Consider the following 18,896-nt stretch of genomic DNA (forward strand, 5'->3'; position numbering starts at 1 on the left):
TATGATTTGGGACAACTTGAACGTAGACGTGCTTATCAGGCAGCGCTAGCATTGACCCTTATAACTGCAACGGAACTCAAGGATTTTCAATGAAGCTGACCTCTGTTTTACGCCTGATGCCGCTGGCGGCGCTGGTCCTCACCGCCTGCTCCATCAATGCGCCAAAAGGCCCGGGGAAAAGCCCGGACTCTCCGCAGTGGCAGCAACATCAGCAGGAAGTACGTCAGCTCAGCCAGTATCAGACCCGCGGCGCATTCGCCTTCCTGAACGACGAACAGAAAGTCTATGCCCGCTTCTTCTGGCAGCAGACCGGCAAAGACAACTATCGTCTTTTGCTGACCAACCCGCTGGGCAGCACCGAACTTTCGCTCACCGCAAGCCCGGGCAGCGTGACGCTGATTGACAACAAGGGCCAGTCTTACACCTCCACCGATGCGGAAGAGATGATTGGTAAACTGACCGGCATGCCGATTCCGCTCAACAGCCTGCGCCAGTGGATCCTCGGCCTGCCGGGTGATGCAACCGACTATAAACTCGATGACCAGGCGCGCCTGAGCGAGCTGAACTACACGCAAAACGGCAAAACCTGGAAGGTGGTGTACAGCGGCTATGACAGCAACAGCAAACCGTCCCTGCCGTCGAACATGGAGCTGACCGAAGGCAGCGAGCGCATCAAGCTGAAAATGGACAGCTGGATAGTCAAATGAGTACCCGTTGGCCCTCCCCGGCGAAGCTGAACCTGTTTCTCTACATCACCGGCCAGCGTGCCGATGGCTATCATACGCTGCAGACGCTGTTTCAGTTTCTGGATTACGGCGACACAATAACCATTGATGTGCGCCATGATGGTGAAATTCGTCTGCTGACGCCCGTTGAGGGCGTGCCCGATGAAGAAAATCTGATCGTCCGCGCCGCACGCATGCTGATGAATGCGGCGGCGGACAGCGGTCGCCTGCCTTCAGGTTCAGGCGCGGATATCAGCATCGACAAAATTCTGCCGATGGGCGGCGGCCTCGGCGGCGGCTCGTCGAATGCGGCAACCGTGCTGGTCGCGTTGAATCATCTCTGGGGCTGCGGGCTTTCCGTCGATGAACTCGCGACGCTTGGTCTGACTTTAGGCGCGGACGTGCCGGTGTTTGTGCGCGGCCATGCGGCCTTCGCAGAAGGCGTCGGTGAGCTCCTGACGCCCGTCACGGTGCCGGAGAAATGGTACCTGGTGGCACACCCTGGCGAGAGCATTCCCACCCCGGTTATTTTCAAAGATCCGGAATTGCCCAGAAATTCGCCGCGCAGGTCAATTGAAACGTTACTAGAATGTGAATTCAGCAACGATTGCGAGGTTATCGCAAGAAAACGATTTCGTAAGGTTGATGCAGCGCTTTCCTGGCTGTTAGAATACGCCCCGTCGCGCCTGACTGGCACAGGGGCCTGTGTGTTTGCTGAATTTGACACCGAATCCGCTGCCCGTCAGGTGCTTGAACAAGCCCCGGAATGGCTGCAGGGCTTTATCGCCCGCGGTGTGAACGTTTCACCGTTAATGCACGCTACCGAGGAGCAGACTGAGTTTCGGTGACAACGTCACCCCGTTCCAGACGTTGCATCGTGCTCATTAATACACCGCCTGGATGAAATGCGCCTGGCCCGCACAGTTTTTGGCCCATTCATCCACCACTGGACGCATGCCTGAGGTTCTTCTCGTGCCTGATATGAAGCTTTTTGCTGGTAACGCTACCCCGGAACTAGCACAACGTATTGCCAACCGCCTGTACACTTCTCTTGGCGACGCCGCCGTAGGTCGTTTTAGCGACGGTGAAGTCAGCGTACAAATTAACGAAAACGTACGCGGTGGTGATATTTTCATCATCCAGTCCACTTGTGCCCCAACCAACGACAATCTGATGGAATTGGTTGTCATGGTCGATGCCCTGCGCCGTGCTTCCGCAGGCCGAATCACCGCCGTTATCCCTTACTTTGGCTATGCCCGTCAGGACCGTCGCGTACGTTCCGCTCGTGTGCCAATCACCGCCAAAGTGGTCGCGGACTTCCTGTCCAGCGTCGGCGTTGACCGCGTATTGACCGTTGACCTGCATGCTGAACAGATTCAGGGCTTCTTCGACGTACCGGTAGATAACGTGTTCGGCAGCCCAATCCTGCTCGAAGACATGCTGCAGCTGAAGCTGGAAAACCCAATTGTGGTTTCTCCGGACATCGGCGGCGTCGTGCGTGCTCGTGCTATTGCCAAGCTGCTTAACGATACCGACATGGCTATCATCGACAAACGCCGTCCGCGCGCTAACGTTTCTCAGGTGATGCACATCATCGGTGACGTTGCCGGTCGTGACTGCGTGCTGGTTGACGACATGATCGACACCGGCGGCACTCTGTGCAAAGCCGCCGAAGCGCTGAAAGAGCGTGGTGCGAAACGCGTGTTTGCTTACGCGACTCACCCAATCTTCTCCGGCAATGCGGCAAGCAACCTGCGCAACTCCGTCATCGACGAAGTGATCGTCTGCGATACCATCCCGCTGTCGGATGAGATCAAAGCGCTGCCAAACGTCCGCACCCTGACTCTGTCAGGCATGCTGGCGGAAGCGATTCGTCGTATCAGCAACGAAGAATCCATCTCTGCCATGTTCGAGCATTAATCGGACGAGCCGTGAAAACCCGCTGCGGCGGGTTTTTTTATTTCCGTCACCTATTTGTATGACCAATGCCTCCTTCATTTGCGATCCAAAAGCAAATGATGCGCACAGGGATGAAGACTACTGTGAACCGATCGACACTCGCAGACATCATGCCATTTCGCGCCCTTATAGATGCCTGCTGGAAAGAGAAATATACCCTTAGCCGCTTCACCCGCGATCTTATCGCTGGGGTCACCGTCGGCATTATCGCCATCCCACTGGCGATGGCACTCGCTATCGGCAGCGGCGTACCGCCGCAGTATGGCCTCTACACTTCCGCTGTCGCCGGGGTTGTGATCGCGCTGGCGGGCGGTTCCCGCTTCAGCGTTTCCGGGCCGACCGCCGCCTTTGTGGTGATCCTCTATCCGGTTTCTCAGCAGTTCGGGCTGGCCGGTTTACTGGTGGCCACGCTGATGTCCGGCATCTTTCTTATCCTGTTCGGCCTCGCCCGCTTCGGCCGCCTGATTGAGTACATTCCAATCTCGGTGACGCTCGGCTTTACGTCAGGGATTGGCATCACCATCGCCACTATGCAAATCAAAGACTTCTTCGGTTTGCAGATAGAGCACATGCCGGAACATTACTGGCAAAAGGTGGGTGCGCTGGCGATGGCCCTGCCGGGGCTGAACCCTGGCGATGCCGCCATTGGCGTGGTCACGCTGGGGATGCTGATCTTCTGGCCGCGTCTTGGCCTGCGCCTGCCGGGCCATTTGCCTGCGCTGCTGGCGGGCTGTGCGGTGATGGGCATCGTCAATTTGCTGGGTGGCCACGTCGCGACCATTGGCTCACAGTTCCACTATGTGCTGAGCGACGGCACGCTGGGCAACGGCATCCCGCAGATTCTGCCGCAGTTGGTGCTGCCGTGGAACATGCCGGATTCCAGCTTTACCCTCAGCTGGGCCTCATTGCAGGCGCTGCTCCCTGCCGCATTTTCGATGGCGATGCTCGGCGCAATTGAGTCGTTGCTCTGCGCTGTGGTACTCGACGGCATGACCGGCACGCGTCATAAAGCGAACAATGAGCTGATTGGCCAGGGTCTGGGCAACATCATCGCGCCATTCTTTGGTGGGATCACCGCCACCGCCGCCATTGCGCGTTCAGCCGCCAACGTGCGCGCCGGAGCCACCTCGCCCGTCGCTGCCGTTCTGCACGCAGTCCTGGTGATCATGGCGCTGCTGGTGCTGGCCCCGCTGCTCTCCTGGCTGCCGCTTTCAGCAATGGCGGCCCTGCTGCTGATGGTGGCGTGGAACATGAGCGAGGCGCACAAGGTCGTCAATCTGCTGCGCCGCGCGCCCGTCGACGACATTGTGGTGATGCTTATCTGTATGTCGCTGACGGTGCTGTTCGATATGGTGATCGCCATCAGCGTCGGGATCGTGCTGGCATCGCTGCTGTTTATGCGCCGCATCGCCAGAATGACCCATCTTGCACCAGTGAGCGTGGACGTACCCGACGACGTGCTGGTGATTCGGGTGATCGGTCCTCTGTTCTTCGCCGCCGCCGAAAGTGTGTTCCTCGATTTGCAGTCGCGGATTGGCGGCAAGCGCATCGTGGTACTGAAATGGGATGCGGTTCCGGTGCTGGATGCCGGTGGCCTGGAGGCGTTTCAGCGCTTCGTCAGTCGTCTGCCGGAAGGCTGCGAGCTGCGCGTCTCGAATCTGGAGTTCCAGCCGCTGCGAACCCTTGCCCGCGCGGGCGTGCAGCCCATTGCCGGACGCCTGGCGTTTTACCCGAATCGTGATGCGGCCCTGGCCGATATCAGCAATCATCAACTGCAATCAGCAGAATAACGAAGGATGGATATGATCGCCCAAGCCCCTCGACTGGAAACTGAACGACTGGTGTTAAGGCAATTTACCGTGGATGATTTCGCTGCCCTGGCGGCCTTCTGGGCCGATCCTGACGTAGTGAAATTCATCGGCGGCGAACCGCAAAGTGCGGAAGCGAGCTGGAGCCGACTGCTGCGCTATATCGGCCACTGGCAGGCTCTGGGGTATGGATACTGGGCGGTGTTTGAGAAACAAACCGAGCGCTATGTCGGGCAGTTTGGCCTGCAGGAGGCGAAGCGCGATCTCACGCCAGCGCTCGAATTTCCGGAAGCGGGCTGGGCGCTGACGCCGTCGGTTCACGGCAAAGGCTATGCCAAAGAAGCGCTGGACGCGATGCTACGGTGGGCTGACAACGAACTGAAAATCCCCCTGTGCTGCATCATTGATGAAGAAAACCAGCGCTCGATTCACCTCGCCGAACAGTTTGGTTTTCGATTTGAGCATAACGTGACTTACCACGGCAAACCGGTGGGCAGGTATACGCGCCCTTCCCCGGATTCATGCGCGCAATAGAGAATTGAAAACGGCTCCCGAGGGAGCCGTTCTGCTAATCTTAGCTGTGGCGGTGACCGTCGCGGCGACAGCGCTTGTCATAATGACGTACCCACCAGTATCTGTCGCTGATCTGCTCATGGCCGCTGATGCGGGCACCTGCCAGCCAGAGAATGGCACCGAGGAAAATGCTCAGCACCGCGCCGTGCGCGAAAAATTGTGGCAGGTTAAGCTGTGGAAGCTGGTTTAAAATTGAGTAACCCACACCCACAACCATAACGACTAATCCTAAACCCATGAGCACGTTACCGAGTCGCGAAGCGTTTCTGCGTTTCATATGTCACCTCCGGAACTTTGGGTTAACAGGGAATATCCCTGGTCCTTGTGTGTAAAGTATAGACAACACTCCCGCTTGTAAGTGCGCAGGCGATCACAATTACGAACATCTGAGCAACATAACTTTACAAATAACAGGCTGAACTATATGAATTTCTAATGGTTCAGATTGGCAATTATCTGCCCGCCCCCGTCAGGCTTACAGAATTTTGTCTGCCGCCGCGATTACAGTACACTACGCGCCAGCTATCGACTCACTCAGGACAAAAACGTGACGATTAAACTGATTGTCGGCCTCGCCAATCCGGGCGCGGAATATGCCGCGACCCGCCATAACGCCGGGGCCTGGTACGTGGATTTACTGGCGGACCGTTTTCGCGCCCCGCTGCGCGAAGAGAGCAAATTCTTCGGCTATACCTCGCGCATCAACGTGGCAGGCGAAGATGTGCGTCTGCTGGTGCCGACCACCTTTATGAACCTCAGCGGCAAAGCCGTAGCGGCAATGGCCACCTTTTTCCGCATCGCGCCGGATGAAATCCTTGTCGCACACGATGAACTCGACCTGCCGCCTGGCGTGGCAAAGTTCAAGCTCGGCGGCGGCCACGGCGGCCACAATGGCCTGAAGGACATCATCAGCAAGCTCGGCAATAACCCGAATTTTCACCGTTTACGCGTGGGAATCGGTCATCCGGGCGATAAAAACAAAGTTGTCGGTTTCGTGCTGGGCAAGCCTCCGCTGTCGGAACAGAAGCTGATCGACGAAGCGGTAGACGAAGCGGCACGCTGCACTGAGCTGTGGCTGAAAGACGGTCTGACCAAAGCCACCAACCGCTTACACGCTTTTAAAGCACAATAACGCCCGGCGAGCGGCAATTTTGCCCCGCGCCGTGTATAATAGGCGAAGTTGTTTACTTTTCTGCAATCTGTTCTACGCAACAGGTTGATTACCAAAGATTAAGGTGATTTACATCATGGGATTTAAATGCGGTATCGTCGGCCTGCCTAACGTCGGCAAATCCACCCTGTTCAACGCGCTCACCAAAGCCGGTATCGAAGCGGCTAACTTCCCGTTCTGTACCATCGAGCCGAACACCGGTGTCGTGCCAATGCCCGATCCGCGTCTTGATGCGCTGGCTGAAATCGTCAAGCCACAGCGCATTCTGCCTACCACCATGGAATTCGTCGACATCGCCGGTCTGGTAAAGGGCGCGTCCAAAGGTGAAGGCCTGGGCAACCAGTTCCTGACCAACATCCGTGAAACCGAAGCCATCGGCCACGTGGTGCGCTGCTTTGAGAACGACAACATCATCCACGTGAATAACAAAGTCGATCCGGCTGACGATATTGACGTTATCAACACCGAGCTGGCGCTGTCTGACCTCGACACCTGCGAACGCGCCCTGCACCGCGTGCAGAAAAAAGCTAAAGGCGGCGATAAAGACGCGAAAGCTGAACAGGCTGCGCTGGAAAAATGCCTGCCACAGCTGGAAAACGCCGGTATGCTGCGTGCGCTGAAAAACCTGACTGACGAAGACAAAGCCGCGATCAAATACCTGAGCTTCCTGACCCTGAAGCCAACCATGTATATCGCCAACGTCAACGAAGACGGTTTTGAAAACAACCCATACCTCGACAAAGTGCGTGAAATCGCCGCTGCCGAAGGTTCCGTTGTGGTTGCCGTCTGTGCCGCTGTTGAATCCGATATTGCAGAACTGGACGACGCCGACCGTGATGAATTCATGGCCGAGCTGGGTCTGGAAGAGCCAGGTCTGAACCGCGTGATCCGCGCCGGTTACGAACTGCTGAACCTGCAAACCTACTTCACCGCAGGCGTGAAAGAAGTTCGTGCGTGGACCATCCCTGTCGGCGCAACCGCCCCGCAGGCTGCCGGTAAAATCCACACCGACTTCGAGAAAGGCTTTATCCGCGCACAAACCATCGCGTTTGAAGACTTCATCACCTACAAAGGTGAGCAAGGCGCGAAAGAAGCCGGCAAAATGCGCGCTGAAGGCAAAGACTACATCGTTAAAGATGGCGACGTGATGAACTTCCTGTTCAACGTCTAAGCCTCACTTTTGCATTAAAAAAACCACGCTCCGGCGTGGTTTTTTGTTTTCTGTCGTCTGCAGCACAACATAAAAAAATGGTCGTCCAGTTTTCGGTTGTGAGGGTTTCCTCCAATCCTCTACAGTCATCCGACACCTTACCTGCGGAGATAACCATGACCTTTGCTGAACTTCACCATCACACAACCCCCTTACTTATCGCCAACGTCTGGGATGCGACGAGCGCCGTTGCGGCGCAGCAGGCAGGCTTTCAGGCGCTGGGCACCTCAAGTGCCGCCATTGCCGCCATGCTGGGATACGAAGACGGAGAAGCTCTCTCTTTCGATGAACTGTTTTACATCGTGACGCGTATTAAGGCCGTCAGCAATCTGCCACTAAGCGTTGATATGGAAGCCGGGTTTGGTGGAACAGCCAAAGAGATCACCGCTCGTCTTAAGCGCCTGGTTCAATCAGGCGTTGTGGGCGTAAACCTTGAAGATAGCCGGGTGGTGAATGGCATGCGCCAACTCGTCGATGCCGCAGAATTCGCCCGCACGCTAAGCGATATTCGCACTGAACTGAACAACGAGAATCTCAGCCTCTTTCTCAACATCCGCACTGACGCTTACCTGCTAAACCATGCGCAGCCGCTGCAGGAAACGTTGCTCCGTGGGCAACTTTATCAGGCAGCAGGTGTGGACGGCCTGTTTGTGCCCTGTCTGACGTCAGAAAAAGAGATGGCGATAATTGCCGATGCTTGCCCTCTGCCCCTGAACGTGATGTGCATGCCTGATCTCCCTGATTTCGAAAATCTGAAAGTCGCAGGCTTTCGCCGCATTTCGATGGGGAATTTTGTTCATTCAGCCCTTCAGCTTACGCTCAAAGCGGTTATGCTGAACGTCCTGTCGCAGCAATCCTTTGCCGGAGTTTTTGCACATGAAAGTTCTTGATAATCATCAGTGCGATCGCTGGTATCAGGCGCTGGTTGAGCGCGATGCTGAATATACCGGCGTGTTTTTTGTCGGGGTGAAAACCACTGGCGTATTTTGCCTCTCGGTCTGCCGGGCCCGGAAGCCGAAACGTGAAAATGTTGAGTTCTACAGCGACTTTAAATCTGCGCTGGATGCCGGTTTTCGCCCCTGCAAAGTGTGCCGCCCCACTGAGAATGCGCACAGCGCGCCGGAGTGGGTACAGCAGGCATTAGAACTTGTGCGTATCGATCCTAAAACGCGCCTCAGCGATGCCGCACTTCGCGCCCACAACCTCAGCCCAGAACGCATAAGGCGCTGGTTTGTGCAAAATCACGGCATGACCTTCCAGGCATTCCAGCGCATGCAGAGGGTTAATGTGGCGGTCCAGGAGCTTAAGGGGGGACGTAAGGCAACGGACGTGGCCTTCGATACGGGTTATGAGTCGCTGAGCGGCTTTGGCTATACCTTCAGGCAGCTGACGGGCGCATCGCCAACCGGGCAGACGGAGGTCATTCTCATTCATCGTTTTACCACGACGCTGGGGCCGATGTTCGTTTGTGCAACCGAGCGGGGCGTTTGCCTGCTGGAATTTACCGACCGGCGGATGCTGGAAACCGAATTTCGCGACCTCCAGCGTCTGATGAATGCCCGAATAATCGCCGGAGAGAACAGCCACACTCGGCAGGCTGAAAAGCAGATTAATGAATATTTTTGCGGGACTCGTCTGGACTTTGATCTGCCTCTCGACGCTCCCGGCACCGAATTTCAACGAACCGTCTGGCAAGCGCTGCGCGCCGTTCCTTATGGCCAAACATCACATTATCAGGCCCTTTCTGCGGAAACCGGAAAGCCCGGTGCCGCGAGGGCCGTGGCTGCCGCAAACGGAGCCAACCGCATTGCCATCGTCATTCCCTGCCACAGAATCATTGGCAAAGACGGAACAATGACCGGCTACGGCGGCGGCATTGCGCGCAAAGCGTGGCTTATTGAACATGAGCGGACATACAGTCAGAAACGCTGAAAACGCCGCTATCAACCTCAACTAAAACCGCCCCTCCGGGCGGCTCACACGCATTACTTCTTCTTACCCAGCATCGCCTTTAAATCTGCGAACGGGTTATAGGTCGCGGCCTCGACGTCTTTCTGTGCGTCTTCGCCTGCCACAACGGTGGTGCCGTACTGGTCGGCCTCGGTGTATTTCGAGTGCTCATGGTCGTGGCAGTAAAGGCAGAGCAACTCCCAGTTGCTGCCGTCTTCCGGGTTGTTGGTATGATCGTGATCGATGTGGTGCACCGTCAGCTCACGCAGGTTGGAATAGACAAACTCACGTGCGCAACGCCCGCACACCCACGGGTAAATTTTCAGGGCTTTTTCGCGGTAGCCGCTTTCCAGTCGCGCGTAGTTTTTAGGGATCAGAGCCATTTCGGAGTACCTGTGACAAAAGGATAATTTTGCTCATCATATCCCACAAGGAACGGAAGGCGAAACAGAGGCCGCAGTTCTGCCACAGCCGCCGCAAATCGGGGTATACTCTCCCCCATTATCAACAAGCTCAGAAACGAAGATGACAAAACTTACCTTACAAGAGCAGATGCTGAAAGCAGGCTTAGTCTCCAGCAAGAAAGTGGCTAAGGTTCAGCGTACCGCCAAGAAATCCCGCGTCCAGGCTCGCGAGGCGCGTGAAGCGGTGGAAGAAAACAAAAAGGCGCAGATCGAGCGCGACAAACTGCTGAGCGAGCAGCAGAAGCAGGCCGTGCTCTCCAAAGAGTACAAAGCGCAGGTGAAGCAGCTTATCGAGATGAACCGAATCGTTGTCGACCGGGGCAACATCGAGTTCAACTTCACCGACGGCAACCTGATTAAAAAAATCACGGTGAATAAAATCACTCAGGATCAGCTGATTAAAGGCCGCCTTGCCATTGCCCGACTGATCACGGATGCGAATGCCGAAGGCGAATACGCCATCATCCCTGCCGCCGTCGCCGATAAAATCGCCCAGCGCGATGCCGCCAGTATCGTCCTGAACAACGCGCTGAGTCAGGAAGCTGAGGATGAAGACGATCCGTATGCGGACTTCAAAATCCCTGACGATCTGATGTGGTAATACGTCCTATCGGTCGTGAATGAAAAGCCCTGCGGGGCTTTTCTTTTTTGTGCAGAAATCAGAACGGACTGGCATTGACGGCGTGGATCACCTCGCCGCTAACGGGATGGGCAAAATGCAGTTCGCTGGCGTGCAGCATCAGGCGCGGCGTCAGTTCTGCGCCCGGAAAGTCAAGTCCGCCATACAAATCACACCCCGCAATCGGATGACCAAGATACTGGCTGTGAATGCGCAGCTGATGTGTGCGCCCGGTTTCCGGCAGCAGCTCAACGCGCGTCAGTGCCATATCATTCTGAGAAAAGCGCTCCACCACTCTGTAACGGGAACGCGCTGGCTTGCCGTTCTCCGGGCAAATAGCCATTCGCGGAAATAGCGCAGGATCTTTGGCAATCGGTGCGTCGACAATTCCCTCGTCTTTCTCCACATGCCCACAAAGCAGCGCAGAATAACCTTTCGTCACCTCACGCGCGCTGAACTGCTGGCATAGCGCGGCGTTGATCGCTTTATTGCGCGCCACCACCATCAACCCGGAAGTGCCGAAATCCAGGCGATGGACCAGCGTACAGCCAGGGTAGTTCTGCACCAGCCGGTAATGGACCGAATCGAGATTGAGCGGATTCTTCCCTGAAAGGCTCAGCAGCCCGGAAGGCTTGTTAATGAGCAGCAGATGTTGGTCCTGATACAGGATCTCAATCTCATCCGCACAGGGCGGAGCAATAAAGGTATCGATAATCGTGGACATCAGGCAACCCGTAGCAAAAGAAGCTGCGGATGATACTCCATTCCCCCCTGGCTGACGACCTGCCCCTTCCCACACAAATTGATCGCTGATTGTTGTTATTGTGTTAATCACCGAGGTGTAAACTTAAACGGTCATTTTTTTGCAGGAGCCCCGATGAACAACAAAAGACGTGCCGTGCCCGGCATCCGACACTACGACGGCCCTGCCGGAGGCTGGGGCGCGCTGAAGGCCACGGCGATTGCCGTGCGCACGCAAATGGACGCCCTGGAGGCACCCGCCACGCTGCTGCGCACCAACCAGCCGGATGGCTTCGACTGCCCGGGCTGCGCGTGGCCGGACAAAGAGCACAAGTCCACCTTCCAGTTCTGCGAGAACGGCGCGAAGGCCGTCACCTGGGAAGCTACCAGCAAGCGCGTGACGCCCGATTTTTTCGCAGCGCACAGCGTCATCTCGCTGCTGGCAATGAGCGATTTTGAGCTTGAAGGCTACGGCAGGCTTACGCACCCGCTGGTTTATCACCGCGAAAGCGACACCTTCCGCCCGGTTGAGTGGCAGCAGGCGTTCGATCGCATCGGCGAAATTCTGCGTGGCCTCGAGCCTGACGCCGTGGAGTTTTATACCTCCGGGCGCACCTCGAACGAAGCGGCGTACCTGTTTCAACTTTTCGCACGAGAGCTTGGGACCAACAACTTCCCCGACTGCTCCAATATGTGCCACGAAGCCACCAGCACCGGCCTGCCACGTTCGATTGGCATCGGCAAAGGCACCGTCTCGCTGGACGATTTTGATAAAACCGAGCTGGTTATCTCCATTGGCCACAACCCTGGCACCAACCACCCACGAATGATGGGCACCCTGCACGAACTCTCCCGGCGCGGCGTGCCGATCGTTGTCTTTAATCCACTGCGCGAGCGCGCGCTGGAGCGGTTTGCCGATCCGCAAAGCGTAATTGAGATGGCAACTTATGGCTCGACGGACATCGCCTCGACCTATTTCCAGGTCAAAGCGGGCGGTGATGCGGCGGCCCTGAAGGGCATCGCGAAGCACCTGCTTGAGCTTGAGGCCCAGGAAGGCAAGGTGCTCGATCGCGAGTTTATTGCGACCCACACTGAAGGGTTTGCTGCCTTCGCCGAAGATATTGCGGCGACGGAGTGGGAAGCCATCGAGCAGGAATCCGGCCTGACGCGCGCCAACCTGCAAAGCGTAGCGGTTGCCTACGCCAAATCGAACGCCACCATCATCACCTACGGGATGGGCATCACTCAGCACAATAAGGGCACCGCCAACGTGCGGCTGATTGCTGACCTGCTGCTGATGCGCGGCAACATCGGCAAACCCGGTGCCGGGATCTGCCCGCTGCGAGGCCATTCCAACGTGCAGGGAAACCGCACGGTCGGTATCAGCGAGAAGCCCACGCAGGCATTTTTAAACCGCATTGAAGAAGTCTTTGGCTTCGTCCCGCCGTCAAAACACGGCCACGACGCGGTGATGGCAACCCAGGCGATGATTGCCGGCGAGGCCAAAGCGCTGATCTGTCTCGGCGGTAATTTTGCGGTCGCCATGCCCGATCATGAACAGGTGTTCACGGCGATGCGTAATCTTGATCTCAGCGTCCACGTTGGCACTAAGCTCAACCGCTCGCATCTGCTAACCGCCCGTGAAACATACCTTTTTCCGTGCTTAGGACGTACCGAACTGGACGTGCAGCAAACCGGCAGGCAGTCGATCACCGTCGAAGACTCTATGTCGATGGTTCACGCCTCTTCCGGCAAGCTGAAACCCGCCTCTACACAGCTGTTGTCCGAACCGGCGATTGTCGCAGGGATGGCGAAAGCCACGCTGCCGGACACTAAAATTGCCTGGGCAGATCTTGTCGCAGACTACGACCGTATCCGCGATTTGATTGAACAGACCATTCCAGGCTTCAGCAACTATAACGAAAGGATCCGCACTCCCGGCGGCTTCAGGATGCCGCTGCCGCCGACGGAACGCGTGTGGCCCACCGCCACCGGCAAAGCGATGTTCTCAGTCTTTGACGGGCTGGATGAAAACGCCAAAGGCGTCGGCGACAACACCCTGCGGATGATCACGCTGCGCAGCCACGATCAGTACAACACCACGCTTTATGCGCTGGACGACCGCTATCGCGGCGTGTTTGGCCGCCGTGACGTGCTGTTTATGAACGAAGGAGACATGACGGCGCTGGGGCTGGAGCACGGCGATCGGGTGGATATCGCCACCGCCCTGCCCGGAAGCACGCAGACGCTGGAGGACATTACCGTGGTGGCATACAGCATCGCATCAGGCTCCGTCGGAGCCTATTACCCGGAGGCGAACGTGCTGGTGCCGTTGGATTATCTCGACAAAGAGAGCGGCACGCCGTCGTACAAATCGGTGCCTGTACGGTTGACGCTGCGCTCGAAGGACATTCGCGCGCTTTAGCATTGCCGGGTGGCGGCTGCGCCTGACCCGGCCTACGAGTAGGCCCGGCAAGCACAAGCGCCGCCGGGCAATCTGTCAGCTTACTCTTTCACGCGAGCACGCTTCCCGCGCGCTTCTTCCTCGCTGTCACTCGCCTTCACCAACGCAAAGTTGAAGCTGACTTCGGTGTGCGGCGCAGGAATATCGCGCTGCTGCGCAAGCTTTTCATCGGTGATTTTTACCGGGTCGGCGATCAGCTCTTCGCGGGTGGCAAAGGCAAAGTCGTCCCACAGATATTCATCGCCGTTGAGGTTGATCTGCGTGGTCAGGTGCTTAAAACCTGGCGCGGAGACGAAGAAGTGCACGTGCGCCGGGCGGTTGCCGTGGCGGCCGAGGCCGGTCAGCAGTTTTTGCGTCGGGCCATCCGGTGGGCAGCCGTAGCCGCAGGGCACAATACTGCGCACGGCGTAACGCCCTTCCGCGTCCGTTTCCACGCGGCGGCGCAGGTTATATTCGCTCTGCGATGCATCGAAGAAGGAGTAGCCGCCCAGCGTGTTCGCATGCCAGATATCCACCACCGCGCCCGCCACCGGTTTGCCGTTGAGATCGGTCACCTGCCCGTGCAGCCACATAGCTTCGGCCTTCTCGCTGCCGTCATCCATTCGTGCAAAACCTTTGCTCAGCGGCGCGTTCGCCACGTACAGCGGCCCTTCGATGGTACGCGGCGTGCCAGTGTTCTGCCCCGCTGCGGCCTCTTTTTCATCGGCACGCATATCCAGATAGTGCTCAAGGCCGAGCCCTGCCGCCAGCAGCGCCGCCTCCTGGCGCTGGCCGAGTTCGTTCAGGTAGTTCACCGCCAGCCAGAACTCTTCATCGGTAATGTCGAACTTTTTGATGGTATGACACAGGTCGCTCAGCAGCTGGTGCATGATGTTCTTGAAGCGCTCGTTGCCCTGTAACGCGTTCAGACCGCTGCTGATGGCAAGCAGGGATTCCAGTTCGGTTTGTTTCGCAGGATTGACTGACATTGCGTGTTCCTCTTGTAGGGTAAGGTTTTTTTATTTACTTCGCAGAGTGAATCGACGACGGGTGCTGGCACAGCGGCTGCACGGACATCGTCATGTACGGATAAAGCGGTAAGGCGGTGAGCAGGTCGTGCAGCTCCTGGTTATCGGCGACGTCAAAAATACTGACGTTGGCGTACTGACCGACCACGCGCCAGATGTGCAGCCATTTGCCGTCGCGCTGAAGCTGCTGTGAATAGGCCTTCTCTCTGGCCTTGATTTCATCGGCCTGCGCCTGCGGCAGCGACGCCGGAATATTGACCTGCATTTCCACTTTAAAAAGCATCCCGAGCTCCTTTAACGTCTTGAATAGTGGTGAAGTTTGTCGGCGTCGATCTCTATGCCGAGGCCTGGTCCCTGCGGCAGCGTTACCTGCCCGTCGCTGAAATCGAGCGGGTGCACCACGATGTCGTCCTTCAGCAGCAGCGGGCCAAACATCTCTGTGCCCCATTGCATACTGACGGTCGACCAGGCATGCAGCGAAGCAACGCTGCCGAGGGTGCCTTCGAGCATCGTGCCGCCGTACAGCGCCACGCCCGCTGCCTGAGCAACGTGAGCAAGCTTCAGCGCCTGCGCCGGGCCGCCTGCTTTGGCAATTTTCAGCGCATAAGCTCCGGTGAAACCGTCGCTCGCCAGCGCGTAGCCGTCGTGGCTGGTTGCCACGGCCTCATCGGCGAGGATCGGCACCTCAAAACGCTGGCTGAGAGCGATCAACCCGCGTCGGTCCCACAGCGGAATGGGCTGCTCCACAAGATCGATGCCGCCCGCCTGAAGCTGCGCCATGCCTTTAATGGCCGTGGTCAGATCCCACGCCTGATTGACGTCCACACGTACGCTGACGTCTTCACCTAACGCCGCTTTGATTGCCAGCGCGTGGCGGATATCCGTCGCCAGGTCGCGCGCGCCAATTTTGAGTTTGAAGGTGTTATGCCGCCCTTCCGCCAGCAGCCGCTGCCCTTCGGCGATATCCTTTTCGGTATCGCCGCTCGCCAGCGTCCACAGCACCGGCAAACGCTGCGTCAGCGCCCCGCCCAGCAGCGAGCTGACGGGTAAGTTCAGCGATTTTCCCAGCGCATCCAGAAAGGCAGTTTCGAGGGCCGACTTCGCAAAAGTGTTGCCCTTCACGCTGGCGTTCATGGTTTGTGCCAGCGCCGCCACGCCGCTGAAGGTCTGCCCGCACAGCAGTGGCGAAAGATAAGTTTCAATCGCCGACTTAATTGCTTCCGGGCTCTCCGCGCCGTAGCTCAGGCCGCCGATGGTGGTGGCTTCGCCCCAGCCGACCACGCCCTCCGCGCAGGTCATACGGACGATGGTCAGCGTCTGGCAGCCCATCGTCGTCATCGACAGCTTGTGCGGCCGCACCGTCGGAATGTCCACCAGCCAGCAGGCGATGGACTCAATGGTGATACTCATGCTTCTCTCCTTGTTAATTGTCTGGTGGACGGCAGGCTCCACAGCGCCAGCCACGCCAGTAATGCGTAAACCATCAGCAGCAGGGAAACCGGCCACGAGGCGTCAAATTCCATCAGCAGCGCCACCGCCAGCATTGGCCCGAGGCCGCCGGAGAAAATCGACCCGACCTCATGGCCGAGTGCCAGTCCGGAGTAGCGCACCCGCACCGGGAACAGATCGCTCATGATGCAGGGCTGGGTGCCAATCATCGCCCCGTGACATACCGGCAAGCCGAGTATCATGGCCACCATCACCCAGCCGTAGCTGCCGGTGGAGAGCAGCCAGAAGAACGGAAACGCCATCACCAGCAGGCCGATAACGCCGATGTAGTAAACAGGCTTCAGGCCGATGCGGTCCGACAGCGCGCCCCAGAACAGAATCGAGAAAAACTCCACCAGCATCGCCAGCGTCACCGCGCTGATGATCTCCCCGGTGCTGATGCCGATGTGTTTTGCATACACCACGGAAAATGTGAAAAAGATGTAGGACGCGCCATTTTCCGGCAGACGCAGCGCGATGGCCTGCAACAGCGCTTTCGGGTGTTCGCGTATAAGGATCAGCAGTGGGATTTTTTCGTGCTTCTCCTGCGGCTGTGCCTGAGCAAAGGCTTTGCTTTCACGGATGTTTTTGCGGATGTATACGCCGACCAGGAAGATAACTATGCTCAGCAGGAACGGCACGCGCCAGCCCCAGCTCATAAAATCGGCCTCTGGCAGCTGCTGCACCAGCCAGAAAGCGAAGGCCGACAGAACGAATCCGCCGGAGACGCCCATCTGGCTCCAGGCTGTGTAAAACCCGCGCTGCGCCGCCGGGGCGTTTTCGCTCAGCATCAGCACGCCCCCGCCCCACTCGCCGCCCGACGCCACGCCCTGTAAAAAGCGCAGGATGATGAGCGTCAGCGGTGCCCAAAGGCCAATCTGCGCATAGACCGGCAGCAGGCCAATCACGAAGGTGGTGGCACCCATCAGCGTCAGGGTCATGATCAGCGTCATCTTGCGGCTGTAGCGATCGCCGAGATGCCCGAAGACAATGCCGCCGAGCGGCCGGGCGAGAAAACCGACCGCAAACCCGGAGAACGCCAGCAGCGTGCCCTGCAGCGGATCGCCGCCCACCGGGAAAAAGAGCGGGCCAAACACCAGCGCCGCCGCGGTGCCATAGAGGAAGAAGTCGTACCATTCGAGGGCGTTGCCCAGCACCGACGCCATCACCAGCTTGCGCATCTGCTGCGCATCGTGGGTGCCAGCGCCTGCGCTCACGCTATTTTCAGTTGCCACATTGCTCATTTCGCGTTGCCTCTTTTGGGGATGGGCCTACGCCTCTGCGTCCACGCCGACCGTGTGATAGCGGCGGTTGAAGTACACCAGGCCGTACGGCTGCTCGCTGATGCGGATCGCCTGCACCTGGCAGTAAAAGACCGAGTGGCTGCCGACTTCGTGGCAGTCAGCAATCAGGCAGTCGAAGCTTGCCACCGACGAACTGAGCACCGGCGCGCCGCTGGTCATCACCTGCCAGCTGTCGTGCAGGAAGCGCTGCTCCGAGCGCAGGCTGGCGTTGGCGAACACGCCCGAAAGCTCCTGATGGTCGCCAGACAGCACGTTGACGCAGAGCGTGCCGTTGCGCCGGAAGTGGTCGTGGGCGAAGGAGTTGCGGTTCATGCACACCAGCAGCGTCGGCGGCTGGTCGGTCACGCTACAGACGGCAGAAGCCGTGAAGCCAAATTTACCCGCCGGGCCGTCGGTGGTGATCACCGACACCGCGCTGCCGAGCTGGGCCATCGCATTACGAAATTCAGTTTGCAGAGTCATAAGTCTCTCCTTACAGGTCGATCACTAAACGGCCACACTTCGCCCGCGAACAGCACAGCAGGATCTGATCGCCGTCGGCTTTTTCTTCATCGGTGAGGTAGCTGTCGCGATGGTCAGGTTCCCCTTCCAGCACCCCGGTCAGGCAGCTGCCGCAAATGCCCTGCTTGCAGGAGACCGTCACTTTCAGTCCCGCCTGCGCCAGCGCTTCGACGATGGTCTGGTTCTCCTGCACCTGCACGGTGATGCCGCTGGTAGCAGCCACCACCTCAAACGCCTCACCGCCCGTCTGGACCTCCGCGCTGAAGCACTCCTGGTGACATTGCTCAGGGCTATAGCCGTGTCGGGCTGCCTGCTCGCTCACCGCATCCATCAGCCGCGTCGGGCCGCAGACGTAAAGGTGCGTTTCCGGCGGCACATCGCTCAGCACGGCCTCCAGGTTCAGACGCTGCTCATCACTGAAGTGCAGCTGTACACGGTGCGCAAACGGGGCGTTTTCCAGCTGTGAAATAAACGCCGCCTGTGAGCGTGAACGGGCGCAGTAATGCAGCGAAAACGAGCGTCCCGCGGCGTGCAGCTCTGCGGCCATCGCCAGCATCGGTGTGATGCCAATCCCGCCGCCGATAAGCAGGCTGTGCGCCGCGTTTTCTTCCAGCGCGAAGAGGTTACGCGGGTCGCTCACGGTGACGACATCGCCTTCCTGAAGCGCATGGGCCGCCAGCGATCCGCCCTGTGAGGCTTTATCTTTGAGAATGCCTAACTGGTAGCATTGTCGGTCCTGCGGATCGCCACACAGCGAGTACGGGCGGATAAGCTCCGGCGTCAGGTGCAGATCGATGTGCGCCCCGGCGCGGTACGGCGGCAGCGCTTTGCCATCACCGTCCGCCAGCGTCAGCACCACCACCTCGCCCTGCAACTCGCGACGAATCACCTGAAGTGTCAGCATGTTGCCTC

Annotated in this window: 20 protein-coding genes; 11 read left to right on the forward strand and 9 right to left on the reverse strand. The window is 58.1% G+C overall.

Going from position 1 to position 18,896, the window contains the following annotated elements; genetic code table 11:
- The first annotated feature begins 89 nt into the window (after positions 1-89).
- From lolB to CRO87_RS18305, 5 genes are all read left to right on the forward strand, one after another.
- On the forward strand, positions 90-707 hold the full coding sequence (gene lolB, locus CRO87_RS18285; protein WP_097164357.1) for a lipoprotein insertase outer membrane protein LolB: 618 nt from the start codon (positions 90-92) through the stop codon (positions 705-707).
- Positions 704-1,573, forward strand: coding sequence for a 4-(cytidine 5'-diphospho)-2-C-methyl-D-erythritol kinase (gene ispE / locus CRO87_RS18290; protein WP_097164358.1), 870 nt, complete (start codon positions 704-706; stop codon positions 1,571-1,573). The genes lolB and ispE overlap by 4 nt, the downstream gene beginning before the upstream one ends.
- A gap of 124 nt (positions 1,574-1,697) precedes the next feature.
- Positions 1,698-2,645, forward strand: coding sequence for a ribose-phosphate diphosphokinase (prs, locus tag CRO87_RS18295; RefSeq protein WP_097164424.1), 948 nt, complete (start codon positions 1,698-1,700; stop codon positions 2,643-2,645).
- Between the two features lie 122 nt (positions 2,646-2,767).
- Positions 2,768-4,474 carry a C4-dicarboxylic acid transporter DauA gene (dauA, locus tag CRO87_RS18300; RefSeq protein ID WP_097164359.1) on the forward strand — a complete coding sequence of 569 codons (1,707 nt, stop codon included), beginning with the start codon at positions 2,768-2,770 and terminating at the stop codon, positions 4,472-4,474.
- Positions 4,475-4,486: 12 nt separating this feature from the next.
- Positions 4,487-5,026 (forward strand): GNAT family N-acetyltransferase, encoded by a 540-nt coding sequence (locus tag CRO87_RS18305; RefSeq protein WP_097164360.1) that lies wholly within the window; start codon positions 4,487-4,489, stop codon positions 5,024-5,026.
- A gap of 40 nt (positions 5,027-5,066) precedes the next feature.
- Here CRO87_RS18305 and ychH read toward each other — a convergent pair whose 3' ends face one another.
- Entirely contained in the window at positions 5,067-5,342 is a 276-nt protein-coding gene (ychH, locus tag CRO87_RS18310) for a stress-induced protein YchH (RefSeq protein WP_097164361.1), read from the reverse strand.
- Between the two features lie 270 nt (positions 5,343-5,612).
- On the opposite strand from ychH, the gene pth reads away from it, so the two are divergent.
- From pth to CRO87_RS18330, 4 genes are all read left to right on the forward strand, one after another.
- Positions 5,613-6,197 carry an aminoacyl-tRNA hydrolase gene (pth, locus tag CRO87_RS18315; protein ID WP_097164362.1) on the forward strand — a complete coding sequence of 195 codons (585 nt, stop codon included), beginning with the start codon at positions 5,613-5,615 and terminating at the stop codon, positions 6,195-6,197.
- Between the two features lie 115 nt (positions 6,198-6,312).
- The gene (gene ychF / locus CRO87_RS18320; RefSeq protein WP_097164363.1) at positions 6,313-7,407 is read left to right on the forward strand and encodes a redox-regulated ATPase YchF; all 1,095 of its coding nucleotides are present in this window, start codon (positions 6,313-6,315) and stop codon (positions 7,405-7,407) included.
- A 155-nt stretch (positions 7,408-7,562) separates the two neighbouring features.
- Positions 7,563-8,336: an isocitrate lyase/phosphoenolpyruvate mutase family protein gene (locus CRO87_RS18325; RefSeq protein WP_097164364.1), complete on the forward strand. Its 774-nt coding sequence runs from the start codon at positions 7,563-7,565 to the stop codon at positions 8,334-8,336.
- Complete coding sequence (locus CRO87_RS18330) at positions 8,323-9,378, forward strand: bifunctional transcriptional activator/DNA repair enzyme AdaA (RefSeq protein WP_097164365.1); 1,056 nt, start codon at positions 8,323-8,325, stop codon at positions 9,376-9,378. The genes CRO87_RS18325 and CRO87_RS18330 overlap by 14 nt, the downstream gene beginning before the upstream one ends.
- Before the next feature lie 53 nt (positions 9,379-9,431).
- Here the strand turns inward: CRO87_RS18330 and yajD are convergent, their stop codons facing one another.
- Complete coding sequence (gene yajD, locus CRO87_RS18335; RefSeq protein ID WP_097164366.1) at positions 9,432-9,779, reverse strand: HNH nuclease YajD; 348 nt, start codon at positions 9,777-9,779, stop codon at positions 9,432-9,434.
- Positions 9,780-9,921: 142 nt separating this feature from the next.
- Here yajD and CRO87_RS18340 point away from each other — a divergent pair, with 142 nt between their 5' ends.
- Positions 9,922-10,461, forward strand: coding sequence for a DUF2058 domain-containing protein (locus CRO87_RS18340; RefSeq protein ID WP_097164367.1), 540 nt, complete (start codon positions 9,922-9,924; stop codon positions 10,459-10,461).
- 58 nt (positions 10,462-10,519) lie between these two features.
- Here the strand turns inward: CRO87_RS18340 and CRO87_RS18345 are convergent, their stop codons facing one another.
- A complete protein-coding gene (locus CRO87_RS18345) occupies positions 10,520-11,203 on the reverse strand; it encodes an RluA family pseudouridine synthase (protein WP_097164368.1) in 684 nt (227 codons plus the stop codon).
- A 153-nt stretch (positions 11,204-11,356) separates the two neighbouring features.
- On the opposite strand from CRO87_RS18345, the gene CRO87_RS18350 reads away from it, so the two are divergent.
- Positions 11,357-13,645, forward strand: coding sequence for an FdhF/YdeP family oxidoreductase (locus CRO87_RS18350; RefSeq protein WP_097164369.1), 2,289 nt, complete (start codon positions 11,357-11,359; stop codon positions 13,643-13,645).
- 80 nt (positions 13,646-13,725) lie between these two features.
- Here CRO87_RS18350 and catA read toward each other — a convergent pair whose 3' ends face one another.
- Genes catA through CRO87_RS18380 form a run of 6 tightly spaced genes read right to left on the reverse strand, consistent with a single transcriptional unit; the run spans position 13,726 to position 18,888 of the window.
- Positions 13,726-14,652, reverse strand: a complete 927-nt coding sequence (catA, locus tag CRO87_RS18355) for a catechol 1,2-dioxygenase (protein ID WP_097164370.1) — start codon at positions 14,650-14,652, stop codon at positions 13,726-13,728.
- A 34-nt stretch (positions 14,653-14,686) separates the two neighbouring features.
- Complete coding sequence (gene catC / locus CRO87_RS18360; protein WP_097164371.1) at positions 14,687-14,974, reverse strand: muconolactone Delta-isomerase; 288 nt, start codon at positions 14,972-14,974, stop codon at positions 14,687-14,689.
- 11 nt (positions 14,975-14,985) lie between these two features.
- Positions 14,986-16,101, reverse strand: a complete 1,116-nt coding sequence (locus CRO87_RS18365; RefSeq protein ID WP_097164372.1) for a muconate cycloisomerase family protein — start codon at positions 16,099-16,101, stop codon at positions 14,986-14,988.
- Positions 16,098-17,423 carry an MFS transporter gene (locus CRO87_RS18370; protein WP_097164373.1) on the reverse strand — a complete coding sequence of 442 codons (1,326 nt, stop codon included), beginning with the start codon at positions 17,421-17,423 and terminating at the stop codon, positions 16,098-16,100. Before CRO87_RS18370 ends, CRO87_RS18365 begins: the two co-directional genes overlap by 4 nt.
- Positions 17,424-17,450: 27 nt before the next feature.
- Positions 17,451-17,945, reverse strand: a complete 495-nt coding sequence (locus CRO87_RS18375) for a flavin reductase (RefSeq protein WP_097164374.1) — start codon at positions 17,943-17,945, stop codon at positions 17,451-17,453.
- Positions 17,946-17,955: 10 nt separating this feature from the next.
- Positions 17,956-18,888: a PDR/VanB family oxidoreductase gene (locus CRO87_RS18380; RefSeq protein WP_097164375.1), complete on the reverse strand. Its 933-nt coding sequence runs from the start codon at positions 18,886-18,888 to the stop codon at positions 17,956-17,958.
- Positions 18,889-18,896: the final 8 nt, after the last annotated feature.

This window comes from Enterobacter sp. CC120223-11, from assembly GCF_900215375.1.
Lineage (GTDB): Bacteria > Pseudomonadota > Gammaproteobacteria > Enterobacterales > Enterobacteriaceae > Scandinavium.